Source organism: Oceanobacillus halophilus (assembly GCF_003628505.1).
Lineage (GTDB): Bacteria > Bacillota > Bacilli > Bacillales > Amphibacillaceae > Oceanobacillus > Oceanobacillus halophilus.
This window is the reverse complement of record NZ_RBZP01000003.1, coordinates 201066-218028: the sequence shown is the minus strand read 5'-3', so window position 1 is coordinate 218028 and position 16963 is coordinate 201066. Positions and strand designations below refer to the sequence as shown.

Below are 16963 nucleotides of genomic sequence, written 5' to 3'. Positions count from 1 at the left end.
ATTCTATTTTTTATACGAGCGAAACAGATATACGATGAAAAAAATTATTGCGATAATAAAGGCGATCGCCCCAAGTTGAAAGAGCATATCTCCCATATGTAATCTTCCTTCCACTAAAAACCCTCCCAAAACTAGACTCATTCATATACTTTAAACTGCGGTTTTGTTGGATGATCAATGACTAGCGCATGATCTGAGAACGGCAATAGTTTTTTATAAAGGATGAGGTCCCCAAAGCAGCCAATCGTTAAGATAACTCCCAGAATGGATAACGCTGGAAAGTCTATCCCGATACCGACAAGAAGTGGCAAAATGCCTGTTGGCAATAATGGCAACAGCAATACCTTTTTCATCTGCTTTACAGTTACTGTTTGTTTAGAATGAGCATAAGCCACTCCAAGTTTCAAGTTCACACCCCAAGCCATCTCTTTCCATGGCACACCGCCAATATAATGAAAACCTACTAAATGAATGGCTTCATGTAAACAAATAATGATAAGCATCGCTAGCAAGAAAAGAAGCATCCCAGATAATGTAACTGTCATTTTTACTTCCCCATAAAGAAGAACGTGAACGATATGTACAGCAAAGAACATAAAAATAGTAAGTATAAAAAGATAGATATTCATTTTTTTCATGGAAATCGCAACAACCGTTTCCTTTCTACTTTCCATAACCACTCCCCCTTTTAGGTGCCTGTCACTCCCCGATTTTTGTCGAACGGATGATTCCCCTATAAAAATAGAGCTAGTAACCTATTTTTTGGTGTCAAGCTCTATTCTAAATCCCTTAAGGTGAGTACCTAGCGTAAAAATTTTATTAGCAGCATCAACCTTTCGACATAATTCTACATAATCCGGGGAGTGACAGGCACTTTAGTTTTCGTGCTTTACATAGGTGCCGGCGATGAAGTCGTGTATGGCTCTTTTATCTTGGCGGAGTCCTACCATAAATGCGCTGATAATTAAGCCAATACCAAGGGTGAATGCATAAACCAGCCCAGCAACTAAATGACGCAAGAGCATTGTACCAACCGTTACGTCCTCCCCATTCACTTTAACTATTCGGATGTTCATGATGCGTTTCCCAATTACATAACCTCTCCATAAGACTGGAACAAAGATTCCATAAAGCAAGCTTAATAAATCGGTTATGTTCGCTTTGTCGTAATTAAAATCTCCATAAATAATAAATGCAATAAAACCAAGGATAAGACTCAATATAATACCATCCAGAATACTCGCCACTAACCTAACCCAAAATCCAGCAGGTCTTTCCATCTAATCTTCCTTTCGAATTTCATGTTGTCCAATTAACTAGATTATTTCAAATCAGAGGGCTTTAAGCAACAAATAAAAATTAATTGGAAATAATATGTGCTCTAAATGTAAAGAAGACTTACACACGAGCTAAACTCATTCACTTACTCTCCTAATAAAAAATAGTATCTATTCAAAAAAAGCTCCACGCTCCATTTCATTTTCTCTATTATTTTACTATACTAAAAACGAAGCTACTGGAATTATTTACTTATTTAAAGGAGAATATCATGAAAATTTTTGGATCCATTCTCACTATTATCATTATTGGTTTTGTTGGACTGGTCAGTACTATTATTGTTGCACTAACAAGAAATGCTGCGTTTTATGTTCCATTTGTTATTACAGTTACGATTGGTTTAATTATCACGATTATCCTAGCAATCTACAGACAATTTCATCAGAAACTAGTAAGGAGAACTATCATCATTTTTGGTGTTTCATGTTTGGTTGCATTAGGAAGTTATGAGGGGTATCAGGCCTATTTGAGAAGCCTGGAAGTGGTCAGTACCCAGGATGTTGACTTGTCTGACTACCTGCCGTTTACTAATAATACGCAAGCCGTTACCTTAGAGGAAGTTTCTGAATTTAAGATAGAAGATAATTTGCCAAAATTAGATGGAGCTACCGCTCTATATCCTGTGTATGCCGCTTTTGCACAAGCTGTTTATCCGGAAGAAAATTATCCTTTGGAAGAAAGTGAGGTTGTTTCGTCGCAAACCAGTTATGCATTTGATCGCTTACTTCGCGGGGAAGCAGACATCATCTTTATCGCACACCCATCGGAAATTCAAATGAATCAGGCTAAGCAAAGAGGTCTTGATTTAACCCTTACTCCAATTGGACAGGAAGCTTTTGTATTCTTTGTAAATAGTAAAAATCCTGTTAACGAACTTACCATAAAACAAATCCAGGATATTTATTCTGGCAAGATTACCAATTGGAAAGAATTAGGTGGCAATGATGAGGAAATCCTGGCATTCCAGCGCCCAGAAGGAAGCGGCAGTCAAACTGCATTACTTACTGTTATGAATGGCATTCCGTTAATGAAAGCTCCTGCTGAAGAGATAGTTTCAGGAATGGGTGGCATTATTAGGGAGACATCCAATTTCCAGAATCGAAGCAATGCCATCGGATTTTCATTTCGCTATTTCTCACAGGACATGGTACAAAACGGTAAAATCAAGCATATTGCCATCGAAGGGGTCGAACCAACAAAAAAGAATATCCAAAATCAAACCTATCCCATCGTAGATAGTTTCTATGCCATCACTGCAGACAGTGATAATCCGAACATCGAAGAATTCATTCAATGGATGCAATCAGACCAAGGGCAAAAGATTGTAGACGAAACGGGATATGTACCAGTAAATAGATAAAAGCCAATCAAATCTCCTAAATACTTTGATTGGCTTCTACCTTTTCTATTGCTCGATTTCTTTAATAATTTTTGCAGGGTTACCGCCAACGACCACATTATCAGGTACGTCTTTCGTAACAACCGAACCGGATGCAATGACCACATTATCCCCAACCGTAACTCCAGGATTTATCACCGAACTTCCCCCTATCCATACGTTATCACCAATCCGAACAGGTTTTGCAAACTCGAGGCCTGCATTTCGTTCTTTTGCACGGAGTGGGTGTGTGGCCGTATAAATATGAACACCTGGTGCGATAAAGCAATTATCTCCAATGCGAATTTCACTGACATCCAAAAATACACAGTTAAAATTTGCATAAAAATTTTCGCCAACATGAATATTATAGCCGTAATCACAACGGAAATCCGGCTCAATATATATATCTTCGCCAGTAGAACCAAAGAAATTCTTTAAAATTCCCCTTCTTTTTTCTGCCTCTGTTTCTGTTGATTGGTTATAAATCCTAGCGGTTTTGCGAGCCTCTAACCTTTCTTTTACCAAAAGAGGATCTTCAGGGTTATATAATTCACCAGCAATCATTTTTTCTTTTTCTGTTCTCATAATTCCATTCTCCTTATCGTTTGTTGCATGTATCCCCTAATATATCATAGCTACAAATCAAGCTGGAAACGAACGATTTATTTTTCCTAACCTTGATTTAAGTCAATTTTATTTGATAGAAAGTCATTTAAACTGTTAATGCAACAGACCTTAAAAAATACGTAATAAGAGAGGTATACATATGCTACTAACCGCACCACTAAACAGAGTGTTTCTGGAAATCGGACCATTGACGATTCATTGGTATGGCGTAATTATAGCACTGGGCACTGCACTAGGCTTATGGCTTGCCATAAAAGAAGCAAATCGGCTTCATTTAAACAAAGATTTATTGATAGATTTCATTGTCTACGCAGTTCCTGTCGCCCTTTTGTTTGCACGAATTTACTACGTAATCTTCGAATGGGAAAATTATGCAAACGGTCCATTTTGGCGAGTGTTTGCCATATGGGAAGGAGGCATCGCTATCCATGGAGCAATTATTGGTGGCTTATTAACCGCGATTATCTTTTCTCGGATAAAAAAAGTTTCTTTCTGGCAGTTAGCAGATATTGTTGCTCCCAGCCTTATAGTAGGTCAGGCGATTGGAAGATGGGGAAATTTTATCAATCAGGAAGCCCATGGTGGTCCACTTCCAGATGGATCAATCGTGTACGAAATCGTTCCAGACTTTATTATTAACCAGATGACTATAGAAGGCATTACCTATCACCCAACATTTTTATACGAATCCATGTGGAACATTCTCATTTTTGTACTACTTCTCGTATGGAGAAGATTGAACCCACGGATCGGTGAAGTTTTTTTAACATACACCATAGGATATTCGATTGGCAGATTCTTTATCGAGGGAATGCGCACGGATAGTCTATATGTATTCGGTGACCTTCGAACAGCACAACTGATTTCTATTCTTGCAATAATTAGTGCAATCATCCTAATCATATATCGTCGAAAAACAACAACAGTAAGGTACCATGACATTCCAACACAAGGAAAGAAGAAAAAGAGAAGATAAAACTATTTAAAATTCGACAAAATACGGGGAGTGACAGGCACCTGTGTTACAAAATGCCCAATCCCCATTCTAAAAAACAGTTCCTTTTGCCCTTAAAAAAGGTTAGCGATTATCAGTATAATTAACAATTAGTTAGTTATATTTTCCTAAACCATTAAATGTATTTAAATGAAATGTTCGGGGTGATTTTCGCATGGCTTCCTTGTTTTTTATCAACAGTCAAATCAATTCAATCCATTATTCCATTCACGTCATGAATCAGCGTCTGGAACAAAAAAGAAACGATTTACAGCGTCTAAATACAGCTAGCACACAATTATCCAATTGCAAAAGTGAGTTTATCAACCAAAAAGATTTGTGTTTAAAACCAGAATTAATGGCAAACTCCTGGCATGGTCAGTTGGCTAACAACTTTGATACCTATCGACAAAGTGAATTACAAGTAAGTTACTTAACATTGCCAAATGAACAGTTGGCCAATACCATCTCCCAGCTAGAAGATAAGATATCAGAGATTAGAGCAGAGATTGAGAGTTTACAATCAGGAATTGCTTCTCACAATTCCAGATTGCATTCTTTATATGATCAAAGACGAGAGGAGTTATCAAGAAGTGAGTGAAATTAAAGTCGTTCAGTCTGCTGTAGAAAAGGCTCTTTCTGAATTGAGGGCTTCCACCACTGCCTTAGAAACCTCCTTTGCTAAGGAGATTCAAGGCCAGAACCAGCTTGATATGGTAGATAAGCTGAATGAGATTAGACAAAACTATGAAACTATTTTAGCCACATACCAAGCCTTGCTATTACAAAATATTGAATCTACAAGTAAATCCGTAGAGACATTAAAACAGACAGATGAAAGGATCACTTCTTCTATTCGGCAATTAAGATAATCAAACGGAACTGAATGGACAGTCATGTAACTAAAGATGGACGTATTCTACGGATTACGAACGCACAAGTGCAAATTCAGGAAGTTTTACGTTAAAGTGTTGCATGAGCAGCACTTTTTATTTTTGTTTCAAATAAAGACAGAATATTCTATCACTTTCACTTATTTTAAAAATAATAAGTGAGATACATCCCCTTTTTCCAATCAAATAAATTTAATTTCTTATATTCACATCAAATCATTTCAAGGTGCGATTATAGTAATTTATAATGGAACCAGAAGCATTCCGTTCTTAAAACGATAATAAGGAGTATTTCTTTCATGATCAAACTAGAAAATGTTACAAAAACTTACGAAGATGGTACCATGGCCGTTGATTCAATAAACTTCGAAGTTCAACAAGGGGAATTTTTTGTTCTTATTGGACCAAGTGGCTGCGGAAAAACAACCACTTTAAAAATGATGAACCGTCTCATTCCTATATCCGATGGAACGATTTATATTGATGGAAAAAAAATTAGCGACTATAACATTCATGAATTGCGCTGGAATATCGGTTATGTCCTCCAGCAAATCGCGCTATTTCCGCATATGACAATTGAGGAAAATATTGCGATTGTCCCGGAACTAAAGAAATGGAGCCAGGAAAAAATAAAGCATCGTGTAACTGAACTTCTGGAGATGGTTGGCTTAGACCCTGAAACCTATCGTGACAGAAAGCCAAGTGAACTTTCTGGTGGAGAACAGCAGAGAATTGGCGTGGTTCGTGCGTTAGCAGCTGACCCTGATATTATTTTAATGGACGAGCCCTTTAGCGCACTCGATCCAATTAGTCGGGAAAAACTGCAGGATGACATGATTGCCTTGCAAAAAAACATAAAGAAAACCATCGTTTTTGTCACTCATGATATGCAGGAAGCCATTAAATTAGCAGACAGAATCTGCCTAATGAAGGATGGAAAAATGATTCAGCTTGGAACACCAGAAGAAATTCAGCAAAATCCATCCAGTGATTTTGTCCAAAACTTCGTTGGCCTAGCGCCACAACCCATTAATAAAGCATTTAATTTAGAGGAATTTATTCAACCAATAAATCAGAAAATTAAACAACCTTCAGTCACTGTTACAATGAATATATCTCTGGAGGAGTTATTACGAGCACTAACAAACCATGAACAGATTGGTATTGAGAAAAATGACGAAATCATCGGCATCGTAAACCGGCAAACCATGATTCAGTATTTCTTCGAACATCTAGAAAAGAGAGGTGCGGTAAATGGCTAGTTTTCTAGAAGTATTTCAAAATCGGCAGGGCCAACTTATTCATGCACTTCTCGAACATATCCAAATTTCTTTTATCGCCCTCTTCTTTGCTGTACTTATTGCCATCCCCCTCGGCATTTACTTAACAAAGAAGGAAAAACTTGCTGAGGCTGTTATTGGAGTGACCGCTGTATTACAGACCATTCCTTCTTTGGCATTGTTAGGATTGTTCATTCCGTTATTTGGAATTGGAAAGTTACCAGCGGTTATCGCCTTGGTCATTTATGCATTGCTGCCGATTCTCCGTAATACATATACTGGAATTAAAGAAGTTGATCCATCGCTTACAGAAGCTGCGATGGCGATGGGGATGAATACGAGAAAACGTTTGGTAAAAGTAGAATTGCCACTAGCCATGCCGGTTATTATGGCCGGAATTCGAACAGCTATGGTGCTTATCGTTGGTACTGCAACACTCGCTGCGTTAATTGGTGCTGGTGGCTTAGGGGATATTATTTTACTTGGAATTGACCGAAACAATACGGCATTGATTATTCTTGGTGCCATACCTGCAGCATTACTCGCCATTATTTTTGATATTTTGCTCCGAAAAATGGAAGGTCTTTCTTACAAACAGTCCCTCATTACAATTGGTGTCATTTCAGCCATCGCTATCGTTATTATGGTTGCACCATTCATAAAAAGCGAAGATGACACCATTGTGATCGGCGGAAAGTTAGGTTCAGAACCAGAAATCCTTATTAATATGTACAAATTATTAATTGAAGAGGAAACGGATTTAGAGGTAGAGTTAGAACCTGGACTTGGGAAAACGTCTTTCTTATTTAATGCTTTGGAAACGAAAAGCATTGATATTTACCCTGAGTTTACAGGAACAGCTATTGCTGAGTTTTTAAAGGAAACTGCAGAAAGCAATGACCGACAAGAAGTATATGAGCAAGCAAGTGAAGGTCTTTTGGAACAATTTGACCTTGTCTTTCTGGAGCCAATGGAGTTCAACAACACCTACGCCCTAGCCGTCCCTCAGGATTTTGCAGAAGAACACCAAGTAAAAACCATCTCTGATTTAGAAGGGCTGGAAGAGGAAGTAAAAGCTGGGTTCACCTTGGAATTTTCCGACCGAGAAGACGGATACATTGGAATTCAAGAACTCTATGACTTGGAATTTCCAAATCTATCAACAATGGAACCACAACTTCGCTATGCTGCGATTGAAAAAGGCGACATCAATGTGATCGATGCTTATTCTACTGACAGTGAATTAGAACGCTATAGCTTGACGGTGTTAGAAGATGATAAGCAATTATTCCCGCCATATCAAGGGGCTCCATTGTTAAGACAGGAAACCGCAGAAAAACATCCAGAAATCGTTGATACTTTAAATCAACTCGGAGGAAAAATAAGTGATGACGAAATGCGAGAAATGAACTACAAAGTGGACGCTGAAGGACTTAGCGCCAATGAAGTGGCAAGAGAATTTTTGGAGATAGAAGGTTTGCTAGAATAAGTTGAGAAGGCACTTGAAACCTGTCATAAGGTTTGAGTGTCTTTCCTTTACTCTTTTCAAAAAATTTTAAAAACCCTTGCAAATAAAAAGAAATGGGGTATAATTCAGTACATATTCAAATATTTAGATATGTATAGATTAAGAAGGTGAAATTAACTTGTGGTCAGATATGCAACAGTTTAAAGCAGATTTTTTCAAAGCCTTATCCCATCCTCTCAGAATCCGGATTCTTGAACTATTATCTGAGGGGGATAAAAGTGTAAATGAAATACAAAGTATTCTTGGTAAAGATGGTTCAGCTGTTTCACAGCAACTGAGCGTTTTGCGCGCAAAGAATATTGTAGTCGGAACAAAGGATGGGAAAAGAGTAATTTATTCATTACGTGATCCATCCATTATCAAATTACTAGAAGCTGCACGGGAAATATTTAACAATCATTTAATCGACACCCTTTCTATGCTGGAAAAAATAGAAAAAGAATAAACACCACGAAAATCGGGCTATTCCTAAACTATGGTTTCTATTTACCAGGAAATGCCTTTAAGGGTAACCGTTTTAAACAATGGCTCTTTTTTAATAAATATGTTTCTGAATACTGCTCTATACCCGCTACGGAAATACACTACGGTTTCCGCGGGCGCTGCTGAGCCTACTTCGAAGCGTTACTAGTAGATGCAGGCGCAGTTATGGTTTTCCGCGAGGAGGCTGAAGCCGTGCCCGCGAACCGCAAGTATTCTGCCGGAGCGAATGGCAGCACAAAACATCCATAAGTGTAAGCGAGAGCTACACTATTCTTATTTAAATAAATCAGGAGTTTCTATCAACTCCAACTTAATTAAAAATGCAGGTAAATGAATCAACAATCCTATAAGGAACAGAAAGGGAATAGATACAGAATGAAAGGTTTATTGACAGAGAGGTTTAATGGTTATTCATTGGGGAATTTTCAAAAGGATTTACTATCTGGAGTCATTGTCGGAATCATTGCCATTCCACTTGCAATGGCTTTTGCTATTGCTTCAGGTGTTAAACCAGAATACGGAATTTACACTGCTTGTATTGCCGGGATTTTGATTTCCGTATTCGGAGGGTCCAAATACCAAATTGGCGGACCTACTGGTGCTTTTGTTCCAATTCTCCTTGGCATTGTGATTACCTATGGCTATGCAGATCTTTTACTTGCGGGTTTATTAGCAGGAATCATGTTATGTCTGATGGGACTCTTTAAGATCGGAACATTAATCAAGTATATCCCACGCCCTGTTACAATAGGATTTACATCAGGGATTGCTGTCATTATTTTCACTGGGCAAATTGCAAACTTTTTGGGATTATCCAATATCGAAAAACATGAAAGATTTCTAGATAATATGAAAGAAATCTTTCTGCATTTGAACACCACAAGCTTGTATAGTGTAATAACTGCTTTCGTTTGTCTTGTTGTCATTTTAATCACACCAAAGCTGTTCCCGAAAGTTCCAGGGTCTATCATCGGTCTAATCGTATCCACTGTTTTTGCCATGATCTTTTTCAAAGACCATATCGCAACAATCAGTACGACCTATGGGAATATTCCGAGCGAGCTTCCATCTTTTCAATTTCCAGAAATAACTTGGGAACGAATTCAGCGACTAATTGTACCTGCATTTGTAATTGCGGCACTTGGTGGTATTGAGTCGTTATTATCTGCTGTTGTGGCTGATGGAATGACCAATAGCAAGCATAACAGTAACCGTGAGCTCATGGGGCAAGGAATCGCTAACATCGTTACCCCTTTATTTGGTGGTATTCCAGCTACAGGGGCAATTGCACGAACCGCAACCAACATTAAATCTGGTGCTACTTCTCGAATGTCTGGTGTTATACATGGGGTTTTCGTCTTATTAACGGTCTTAATTTTTGCGCCATATGCTTCCCATATACCGTTAGCCAGCATGGCACCTGTATTAATGATTGTGGCTTGGAATATGGCAGAGCGAAAACAATTTGCTCATTTACTAAAAATGAAAACAGGAGATTCACTAATTTTACTGGTGACCTTCTTATTAACTGTATTTACCAGTATCACAACCGCTGTACTAATTGGATTAATCCTTGCTCTCGTGTTATTTGCAAAACGTATGAGTAATCTATTGGTTGTATCCAAAGTTCTTCCAGATCACACGCAATCAAAACAAACCGTCCAGTCTCATGTGGTTAATGACGCTCATGATTGCCCGCAAATAAGTATTTATACGATTGAAGGGCCCCTTTTCTTTGGTGCTGCACAAGTATTTGAACAGCGTGTTATGGAGACGATTCACTATAAACCAAAAGTACTGATTTTACGAATGGGAAAAGTCCCATTTATGGATGCTACAGGAGAAGCAAATTTCCAAAATATTGTCCAACACTTTAAGAAAAATGGTGGGATATTACTTGTTTCAGGTGTTGTGCCTGAACTAAAAGAACGGTTGAAATTATCTGGTTTGTATAAGGAAATCGGTGAAGAGTACTTTTTCGATCGAACAGGAGAAGCCATTACCTATGCTCTTCAGGAAATCAATCACAATAAATGTTTAGGTTGTAAACATTTTGCATTTCATGAATGTGAATCACTCTCACAATCAGGAACAATCGGTAAAAGTATTGTACGAGAGAAAGATTTAGAAATTGTTGGAAAATAGTGGAACTGGGGAAATCCCAGTTCTTTTTCGTTAGGCTCTTTTTTCGTATTCTTTATTGCTTTTTTAAATGCATAGTTGATAGAAACTCCTGGATTATTTCATTCATAATAGTACTTTACAACCGCTACGGAAAGAGACACTCGGCTATTTGGTGCTTTCGGCTCTTTACATGTTATTCTGTGCAAAGAAAACCTACCTAAAAAGATGGTTATTTGTAGCAGTGGGAAGTCGACTCCTGCGAGATGAGAGGAATTTATCAGCCACGGAAAGTTTGAGTATTTTTCTGCAGCTGGTTTATGCTCCATCCGTTCGGGCTTTTTACAATTAAACTACTTACTTATAGCTCTACCACTTTCTATCATATCCGATTAAAGCTGTCCAAAAAGGAATCAAGCGCTTCCTCTGAGTCGAATTTAAATGTGCATCCATATGGTATAGGGGTTTCTCCGGTATGCATTTTCTTAGGAAAGAGCGTAAGTGCCGTACTGTGTAAGATACCATCTTCTTTTAATATAGCCTTGTTCTCGACAATGTTAGGATTTAGCGCGATGGTAAGAACAGTTCTTTCCGTCATAAAGTAGATAACTTGCTCCAGCTTTTTATTTTGAAACTCCAGCGCTTTAGCAGTTTTCTTTGTTAATTCAAAATGGTTTTTCTCAAAAATGGAAATAATACGATCCATACTTTTCTCCCCTTTTTTATAGCTGGTTTTTATTTTTTGACTCTGTTGCTTTTATCAGCTTTCCATCTTCAGGAAAACCCTACTTTTTTCCTAGCTATATTTCGCAACATACGTTGAAGATATGGTGCATCTCTTAGTACGAATAAGCTAACTTCTCCAGAACGGGATTTATATAGGCTGTTAATCGAAATTAACCCCTTCGATTGCAAGTAATGAAGATGTTTTATATCCTGCTTATAAACGATAAGTCCTTCTTTATTGCTGTTTTTAATCAATTTCCATATGAACTTCTTCTGTTCAAGTGGTAAAGCTGTCAATGTATTCCATACCCTTTTCTCATCGGCAGGGATTGATTTAAGTATTTGATTTTGTAGTGAGGATTTATTTTTCATCCAAACACCTCATAAAAAGAATGATGCAGCTACGTATTATTTTATAGTACGACATAAAGATTCGCTATGAAAATGTTCCTAAGGATATTGTCGAATAATTCCATTAGTGATATAATTTTCAGAATTAGATGGACCCTTTGAGGAAAACATGGCCCGCTATTCTAGTATAGAGTATGGCCAAAGGAGGATTTAAATTGAAACTGACAACGGAAGAGCTACAAATTTTAGCAATTCTGGAAGAAAATCATCAAGTAACGAATGAACTAATTGCCATGCAGTTAAATATGACGGAAGAAACCGTTCAAAAGCATATTAAGAAACTAGAACGGGAAAAAATTATTGTAAGTTACCCAACGCTTATTGACTGGAACAAAATTGAGGGTAAAGAAACGGTTGAGGCAATGATCGATGTCAAAGTGACCCCTCAGCGTGGAGTAGGTTTTGATGAAGTAGCGAAACGAATTTACCGTTATCCAGAAGTAGAGTCGCTCTATTTAATGTCTGGTACATATGATTTATCAGTCACAATAGCAGGAAAAACGATGAAAGAGATTGCTTTATTTGTATCCAAAAAGTTGGCTACTGTAGAAGGGGTTATCTCAACTACAACTCATTTTATACTAAAAAAATACAAGCATGACGGGGTCATCATTGAAGGCGACGACGACAAAGACCGCAGAATGGTGGTTTCACCATGATAGATTATCAGCAATACCTTTCCAAAACAGCAATAGAATTGGAACCATCGGGCATACGGAAGTTCTTTGATTTGGCTGCAAGTATGGAAGGCGTCATTTCTTTAGGTGTCGGAGAACCAGATTTTATTACACCGTGGAACATTCGTGAGCATGCGATAGATGCGCTTCAGGACGGGTTCACTTCCTATACAGCGAATGCAGGTTTACTTGAATTACGACAGGAAATTTCTAGGTACTTAACACGCAGATTCCATGTTGACTATAAACCTGAGAATCAGGTGATTGTTACGGTTGGGGCCAGTCAGTCTCTTGACTTAGCATTTCGAGCAATCCTTAATCCAGGAGATGAAGTTTTAATTGTTGAACCAGCCTTTGTTTCCTATACTGCTCTTGTCACGATGGCTGGAGGCGTACCGATTCAGATTGCAACCAAGGCAGAAAATGGTTTTAAGGTGACTCCGGAACAAATAGAAGAAGCAATCACCGAACGAACCAAGGCCATTCTTTTATGTTCGCCTAACAATCCAACAGGCACTGCCCTCAGTAAAGGTGAACTGACGGAAATTGCTAGAGTTGTAGAGAAGCATGATCTTTTGGTTGTTTCTGATGAAATCTATGCAGAGCTAACGTATGATCAGGATTTTACCAGTTTTGCGAGCATTCCGGGGATGTATGAGCGAACCATTTTAATTAATGGATTTTCCAAAGGGTTTGCTATGACCGGTTGGCGTCTAGGATTTCTTGCTGCACCAAAGGAAATGATTAGCCTCATGGTGAAAATCTATCAATATACAACTATGTGTGCCCCACATATGCTGCAAAGAGGTGCTCTTGAAGCTTTACGTAATAGTTCAGATCATGTTGAAAAGATGAGACAGAATTACTGGAGGAGAAGGAATTTTACCGTTCAATCCCTAAATAAAATCGGCTTAAACTGCCACACTCCTGGTGGTGCATTCTATGTGTTCCCATCGATTCAAAGGACTGGACTCACCTCTGAAGCATTTGCTCAGGAATTATTGGAGCAGGAAAAAGTTGCAGTAGTCCCTGGAAGTGCATTTGGATCCTCAGGCGAAGGATATATCCGATGTTCTTATGCAACTTCCATTGAACAGCTGCAAGAAGCCATGACGCGAATAGGGCGATTTATCGACAATTTTAATAATTAATAGAGTCTTTAGTTGGATACTGGATTGATTTCATCTTCCCTTCATAGGTAAACTAGGAATAAGGAGATGAGACTGCATGAAGGTAAAAGACTTTATGATCAAAGACGTTTATACATTAAATGAAAGCGACACAATTAAAACATTATTAGAAACACTGTCAAAAAATAAAATTGGTGGACTTCCAATTGAGAATGAAAACAGTCAATTAGTAGGAATTGTGAGTGATGGGGATGTATTGCGATACCTTAACCCAAAGACATACAGCTCTTACTTAATGTTCTATAAAGAAGACATCGAAGAAATTATTCCCAACAAGAGTAAATTGGAATTAAAAACCATCATGAAAAAACATGTAATTGCGCTAAAAGAAGATGATAGTTTAGAAACTGCACTGAAGATATTATCACAGCACCACTTTAAAAAGCTTCCTGTAGTCAATAAAGCGAATCAGATTGTTGGTATTATCAGTCGCGGTGATGTCATCCGCAAAATAACAGATAAATTACTTCATGCAATTGATTGATTGGAACTATCTCTTTCATTAGAAAGAGAATGGTTCCTTTTTTATGTGGTAAGGGATTTAAGAGTGATCCAAATACATTTATGAGAAACTTTGACTGTGTTTTCAGTACTAGTCAGGTAATCCCTAAAATAATTTATATAGATACAAGTTCCTTGACATTTTCCATTCCACCAATTTAAAGCTATCAAAAAGTATGATAATGAATTCACAAACAAATCCTATTAAAACCTATCACAAACAAATACAAACCAGAATAAACCTTCTTATTAAAGCGTTTACACTATTTGTTTAGACGCTAAACAAATTTATCTATTTTGTGAACATTTCACAATATCTATTGTTTTTTCCACACGAAGTATTATGCTAGAAGTATCTTAGATTTCACATCAAGAAAAATATTGTCTTCGAATAAAAAGGAGTGTTTTCATTGATTAAAGTAGGTTTAGAGAAACAGTTGGATTACTCATCAAAGGAATATCTAGATAAAGTAGACGCATATTGGCGTGCTACCAATTATATTTCAGTAGGCCAGCTTTATTTAAAAGATAATCCACTATTAAAAGAACCATTAAAGTCTTCTGATGTCAAAGTAAAACCCATTGGACACTGGGGTACAATCCCTGGTCAAAACTTTATATATGCCCATTTAAACCGTGTCATCAATAAATACAATTTAGATATGTTTTATATTGAAGGCCCTGGTCATGGTGGTCAAGTGATGGTATCTAACTCCTATCTTGATGGAAGTTACACAGAGATTTATCCAGAAATTACGCAGGATATCGACGGAATGAAAAGATTGTTCAAGCAATTCTCTTTCCCAGGTGGCGTTGCTTCTCACGCAGCTCCTGAAACTCCAGGATCCATCCATGAAGGTGGCGAACTAGGCTACTCCTTGTCCCATGGTGCTGGTGCTATTTTAGATAACCCGGATTTAATCTCTGCAGTTGTTGTTGGGGATGGAGAAGCAGAAACGGGTCCACTAGCCGCTTCCTGGTACTCCAATCGATTCATCAACCCAATTACAGATGGCGCTGTTTTACCAATTTTAGACTTAAATGGATTCAAAATCAGTAACCCTACTATTCTCTCACGTAAAACGAATGCAGAATTAAATCTATACTTCGAAGGAATGGGCTGGAAACCAATCTTTGTAGAAGGCGAAGAGCCGGAAAAAATGCACGCAGATATGTCTGAAGCAATGGATATTGCCATTGAAAAAATCAAGGAAATCCAGAATTATGCACGTGCAAACAATGACACAACACGTCCTGTTTGGCCATTAATTATTTTCCGTCAACCTAAAGGATGGACTGGTCCAAAAGAATGGGGCGGTGTACCAAATGAAAATTCATTCCGTGCCCACCAAGTTCCAATTCCTGTCGATGCCAACCATATGGAACATGCCGATGCATTAACTTCATGGCTGAAGAGCTATCGTCCTGAAGAATTATTCGATGAAAACGGCCGACTTTTACCTGAAATCGCTGAAATCACTCCTAAAGGCGAAAAACGAATGGCCATGAATCCGGTAACGAATGCAGGAAGATTAATTAAAGATTTACGCAAACCTGACTTCCGTGATTATACACTAGATAATTCTGAACCTGGTAAAATCATTGCTCAAGATATGCTTGTTTTAGCGCAATATTTAAAAGATGTCGTTATTCAAAACGAAGACAATCGCAACTTCCGTATCTTTGGACCCGATGAAACGATGTCCAACCGTTTAGCTCCCGTGTTTGAGGCAACGAAACGTCAATGGTTGGATAGTATTAAAGAACCAAATGATGAATTTTTAGCAGCAGATGGCCGCATTATTGACTCCCAATTATCGGAGCACCAAGCAGAAGGTTTATTGGAAGGATATGTTTTAACAGGACGTCATGGTTTCTTTGCTAGTTATGAAGCGTTCTTGCGTGTGGTTGATTCCATGTTAACCCAACACTTTAAATGGTTACGTAAAGCAACGGATCAATCTTGGCGTGAAGATATCCCATCCCTTAATGTGATTGCAACTTCCACCGTATTCCAGCAAGACCATAACGGGTACACACACCAAGATCCTGGTTTATTAGGTCACTTAGCTGATAAAAAACCTGAATTCATCCGGGAATACTTGCCGGCTGATGCTAACTCCTTGTTAGCTGTATTTGACAAAGTACTAAATGACCGTCAAAAAATTAACTTAATTGTTTCATCCAAACATCCACGTCATCAATGGTTTACTGCTTCTGAAGCAAAAACATTAGTGGATAACGGTTTGAAAATAATTGATTGGGCAAGCACAGATCAAGGTGCAGAACCGGATGTGGTATTCGCATCTGCAGGCACAGAACCGACGATTGAAAGCTTAGCAGCTATTTCGATATTAAATGAGAAATTACCTGAATTGAAGATCCGTTACATCAACGTAGTAGATTTATTAAGACTCAGAAGTCAGAAGTTGGACCCACGTGGATTATCGGATAATGAGTTTGATAGATACTTTACAAAAGACAAACCAGTAGTGTTCGCATTCCACGGTTATGAAGGCTTAATCAAAGACTTCTTCTTTGATCGCAACAACCGTAATCTGCACGTTCATGGCTACCGTGAAAATGGTGACATCACCACTGCATTTGATATGCGTGTCTTGAACCAAATGGACCGCTTTGACTTAGTGAAGGAAGCTGTTCTAAACTTACCAGACGCTGACAAATATGCACATATCGTCCAGGAAATTGATGACATGATTGCTAAACATAACCAATACATCCGTGACGAAGGTGTAGACTTACCAGAAGTAGAAAACTGGGAATGGAAAGAATTAACCAAATAATCTCTGTGT

General features: G+C 38.1%; 17 protein-coding genes. 12 read left to right on the top strand and 5 right to left on the bottom strand.

Going from position 1 to position 16963, the window contains the following annotated elements; all coding sequences use genetic code 11:
* Window positions 1-137: 137 nt before the first annotated feature.
* Both D8M06_RS07370 and D8M06_RS07365 read right to left on the bottom strand, forming a co-directional pair.
* A complete protein-coding gene (locus D8M06_RS07370) occupies window positions 138-674 on the bottom strand; it encodes a metalloprotease family protein (protein WP_121203761.1) in 537 nt (178 codons plus the stop codon).
* Between the two features lie 201 nt (window positions 675-875).
* A complete protein-coding gene (locus D8M06_RS07365; protein ID WP_121203760.1) occupies window positions 876-1280 on the bottom strand; it encodes an RDD family protein in 405 nt (134 codons plus the stop codon).
* A 269-nt stretch (window positions 1281-1549) separates the two neighbouring features.
* Here D8M06_RS07365 and D8M06_RS07360 point away from each other — a divergent pair, with 269 nt between their 5' ends.
* Window positions 1550-2698 carry a PstS family phosphate ABC transporter substrate-binding protein gene (locus D8M06_RS07360; protein WP_121203759.1) on the top strand — a complete coding sequence of 383 codons (1149 nt, stop codon included), beginning with the start codon at window positions 1550-1552 and terminating at the stop codon, window positions 2696-2698.
* Window positions 2699-2743: 45 nt separating this feature from the next.
* Here the strand turns inward: D8M06_RS07360 and D8M06_RS07355 are convergent, their stop codons facing one another.
* The gene (locus D8M06_RS07355; protein ID WP_121203758.1) at window positions 2744-3304 is read right to left on the bottom strand and encodes a sugar O-acetyltransferase; all 561 of its coding nucleotides are present in this window, start codon (window positions 3302-3304) and stop codon (window positions 2744-2746) included.
* Between the two features lie 181 nt (window positions 3305-3485).
* Here D8M06_RS07355 and lgt point away from each other — a divergent pair, with 181 nt between their 5' ends.
* The 7 genes from lgt (at window position 3486) to D8M06_RS07320 (ending at window position 10669) form a co-directional block, all read left to right on the top strand.
* Window positions 3486-4322, top strand: coding sequence for a prolipoprotein diacylglyceryl transferase (gene lgt / locus D8M06_RS07350; RefSeq protein WP_121203757.1), 837 nt, complete (start codon window positions 3486-3488; stop codon window positions 4320-4322).
* A gap of 193 nt (window positions 4323-4515) precedes the next feature.
* On the top strand, window positions 4516-4941 hold the full coding sequence (locus D8M06_RS07345) for a YwqH-like family protein (protein WP_121203756.1): 426 nt from the start codon (window positions 4516-4518) through the stop codon (window positions 4939-4941).
* Complete coding sequence (locus D8M06_RS07340; RefSeq protein ID WP_121203755.1) at window positions 4934-5212, top strand: YwqI/YxiC family protein; 279 nt, start codon at window positions 4934-4936, stop codon at window positions 5210-5212. The genes D8M06_RS07345 and D8M06_RS07340 overlap by 8 nt, the downstream gene beginning before the upstream one ends.
* Window positions 5213-5532: 320 nt before the next feature.
* The gene (locus D8M06_RS07335; RefSeq protein WP_121203754.1) at window positions 5533-6495 is read left to right on the top strand and encodes an ABC transporter ATP-binding protein; all 963 of its coding nucleotides are present in this window, start codon (window positions 5533-5535) and stop codon (window positions 6493-6495) included.
* On the top strand, window positions 6488-8002 hold the full coding sequence (opuFB, locus tag D8M06_RS07330; RefSeq protein ID WP_121203753.1) for an osmoprotectant update ABC transporter permease/substrate-binding subunit OpuFB: 1515 nt from the start codon (window positions 6488-6490) through the stop codon (window positions 8000-8002). Before D8M06_RS07335 ends, opuFB begins: the two co-directional genes overlap by 8 nt.
* A 157-nt stretch (window positions 8003-8159) precedes the next feature.
* Window positions 8160-8486, top strand: a complete 327-nt coding sequence (locus D8M06_RS07325; RefSeq protein WP_121203752.1) for an ArsR/SmtB family transcription factor — start codon at window positions 8160-8162, stop codon at window positions 8484-8486.
* A gap of 413 nt (window positions 8487-8899) precedes the next feature.
* Window positions 8900-10669, top strand: coding sequence for a SulP family inorganic anion transporter (locus D8M06_RS07320; protein WP_121203751.1), 1770 nt, complete (start codon window positions 8900-8902; stop codon window positions 10667-10669).
* 358 nt (window positions 10670-11027) lie between these two features.
* Here the strand turns inward: D8M06_RS07320 and D8M06_RS07315 are convergent, their stop codons facing one another.
* Window positions 11028-11351, bottom strand: a complete 324-nt coding sequence (locus tag D8M06_RS07315; RefSeq protein WP_121203750.1) for a hypothetical protein — start codon at window positions 11349-11351, stop codon at window positions 11028-11030.
* A 68-nt stretch (window positions 11352-11419) separates the two neighbouring features.
* Window positions 11420-11743, bottom strand: coding sequence for a hypothetical protein (locus D8M06_RS07310; protein WP_121203749.1), 324 nt, complete (start codon window positions 11741-11743; stop codon window positions 11420-11422).
* A 194-nt stretch (window positions 11744-11937) separates the two neighbouring features.
* On the opposite strand from D8M06_RS07310, the gene D8M06_RS07305 reads away from it, so the two are divergent.
* From D8M06_RS07305 to D8M06_RS07290, 4 genes are all read left to right on the top strand, one after another.
* The gene (locus D8M06_RS07305) at window positions 11938-12441 is read left to right on the top strand and encodes an Lrp/AsnC family transcriptional regulator (RefSeq protein WP_194074621.1); all 504 of its coding nucleotides are present in this window, start codon (window positions 11938-11940) and stop codon (window positions 12439-12441) included.
* A complete protein-coding gene (locus D8M06_RS07300) occupies window positions 12438-13610 on the top strand; it encodes an aminotransferase (RefSeq protein WP_121203747.1) in 1173 nt (390 codons plus the stop codon). The genes D8M06_RS07305 and D8M06_RS07300 overlap by 4 nt, the downstream gene beginning before the upstream one ends.
* A gap of 76 nt (window positions 13611-13686) precedes the next feature.
* Window positions 13687-14133, top strand: a complete 447-nt coding sequence (locus D8M06_RS07295; RefSeq protein WP_121203746.1) for a CBS domain-containing protein — start codon at window positions 13687-13689, stop codon at window positions 14131-14133.
* A 427-nt stretch (window positions 14134-14560) separates the two neighbouring features.
* Window positions 14561-16954, top strand: a complete 2394-nt coding sequence (locus D8M06_RS07290) for a phosphoketolase family protein (RefSeq protein ID WP_277749469.1) — start codon at window positions 14561-14563, stop codon at window positions 16952-16954.
* Window positions 16955-16963: the final 9 nt, after the last annotated feature.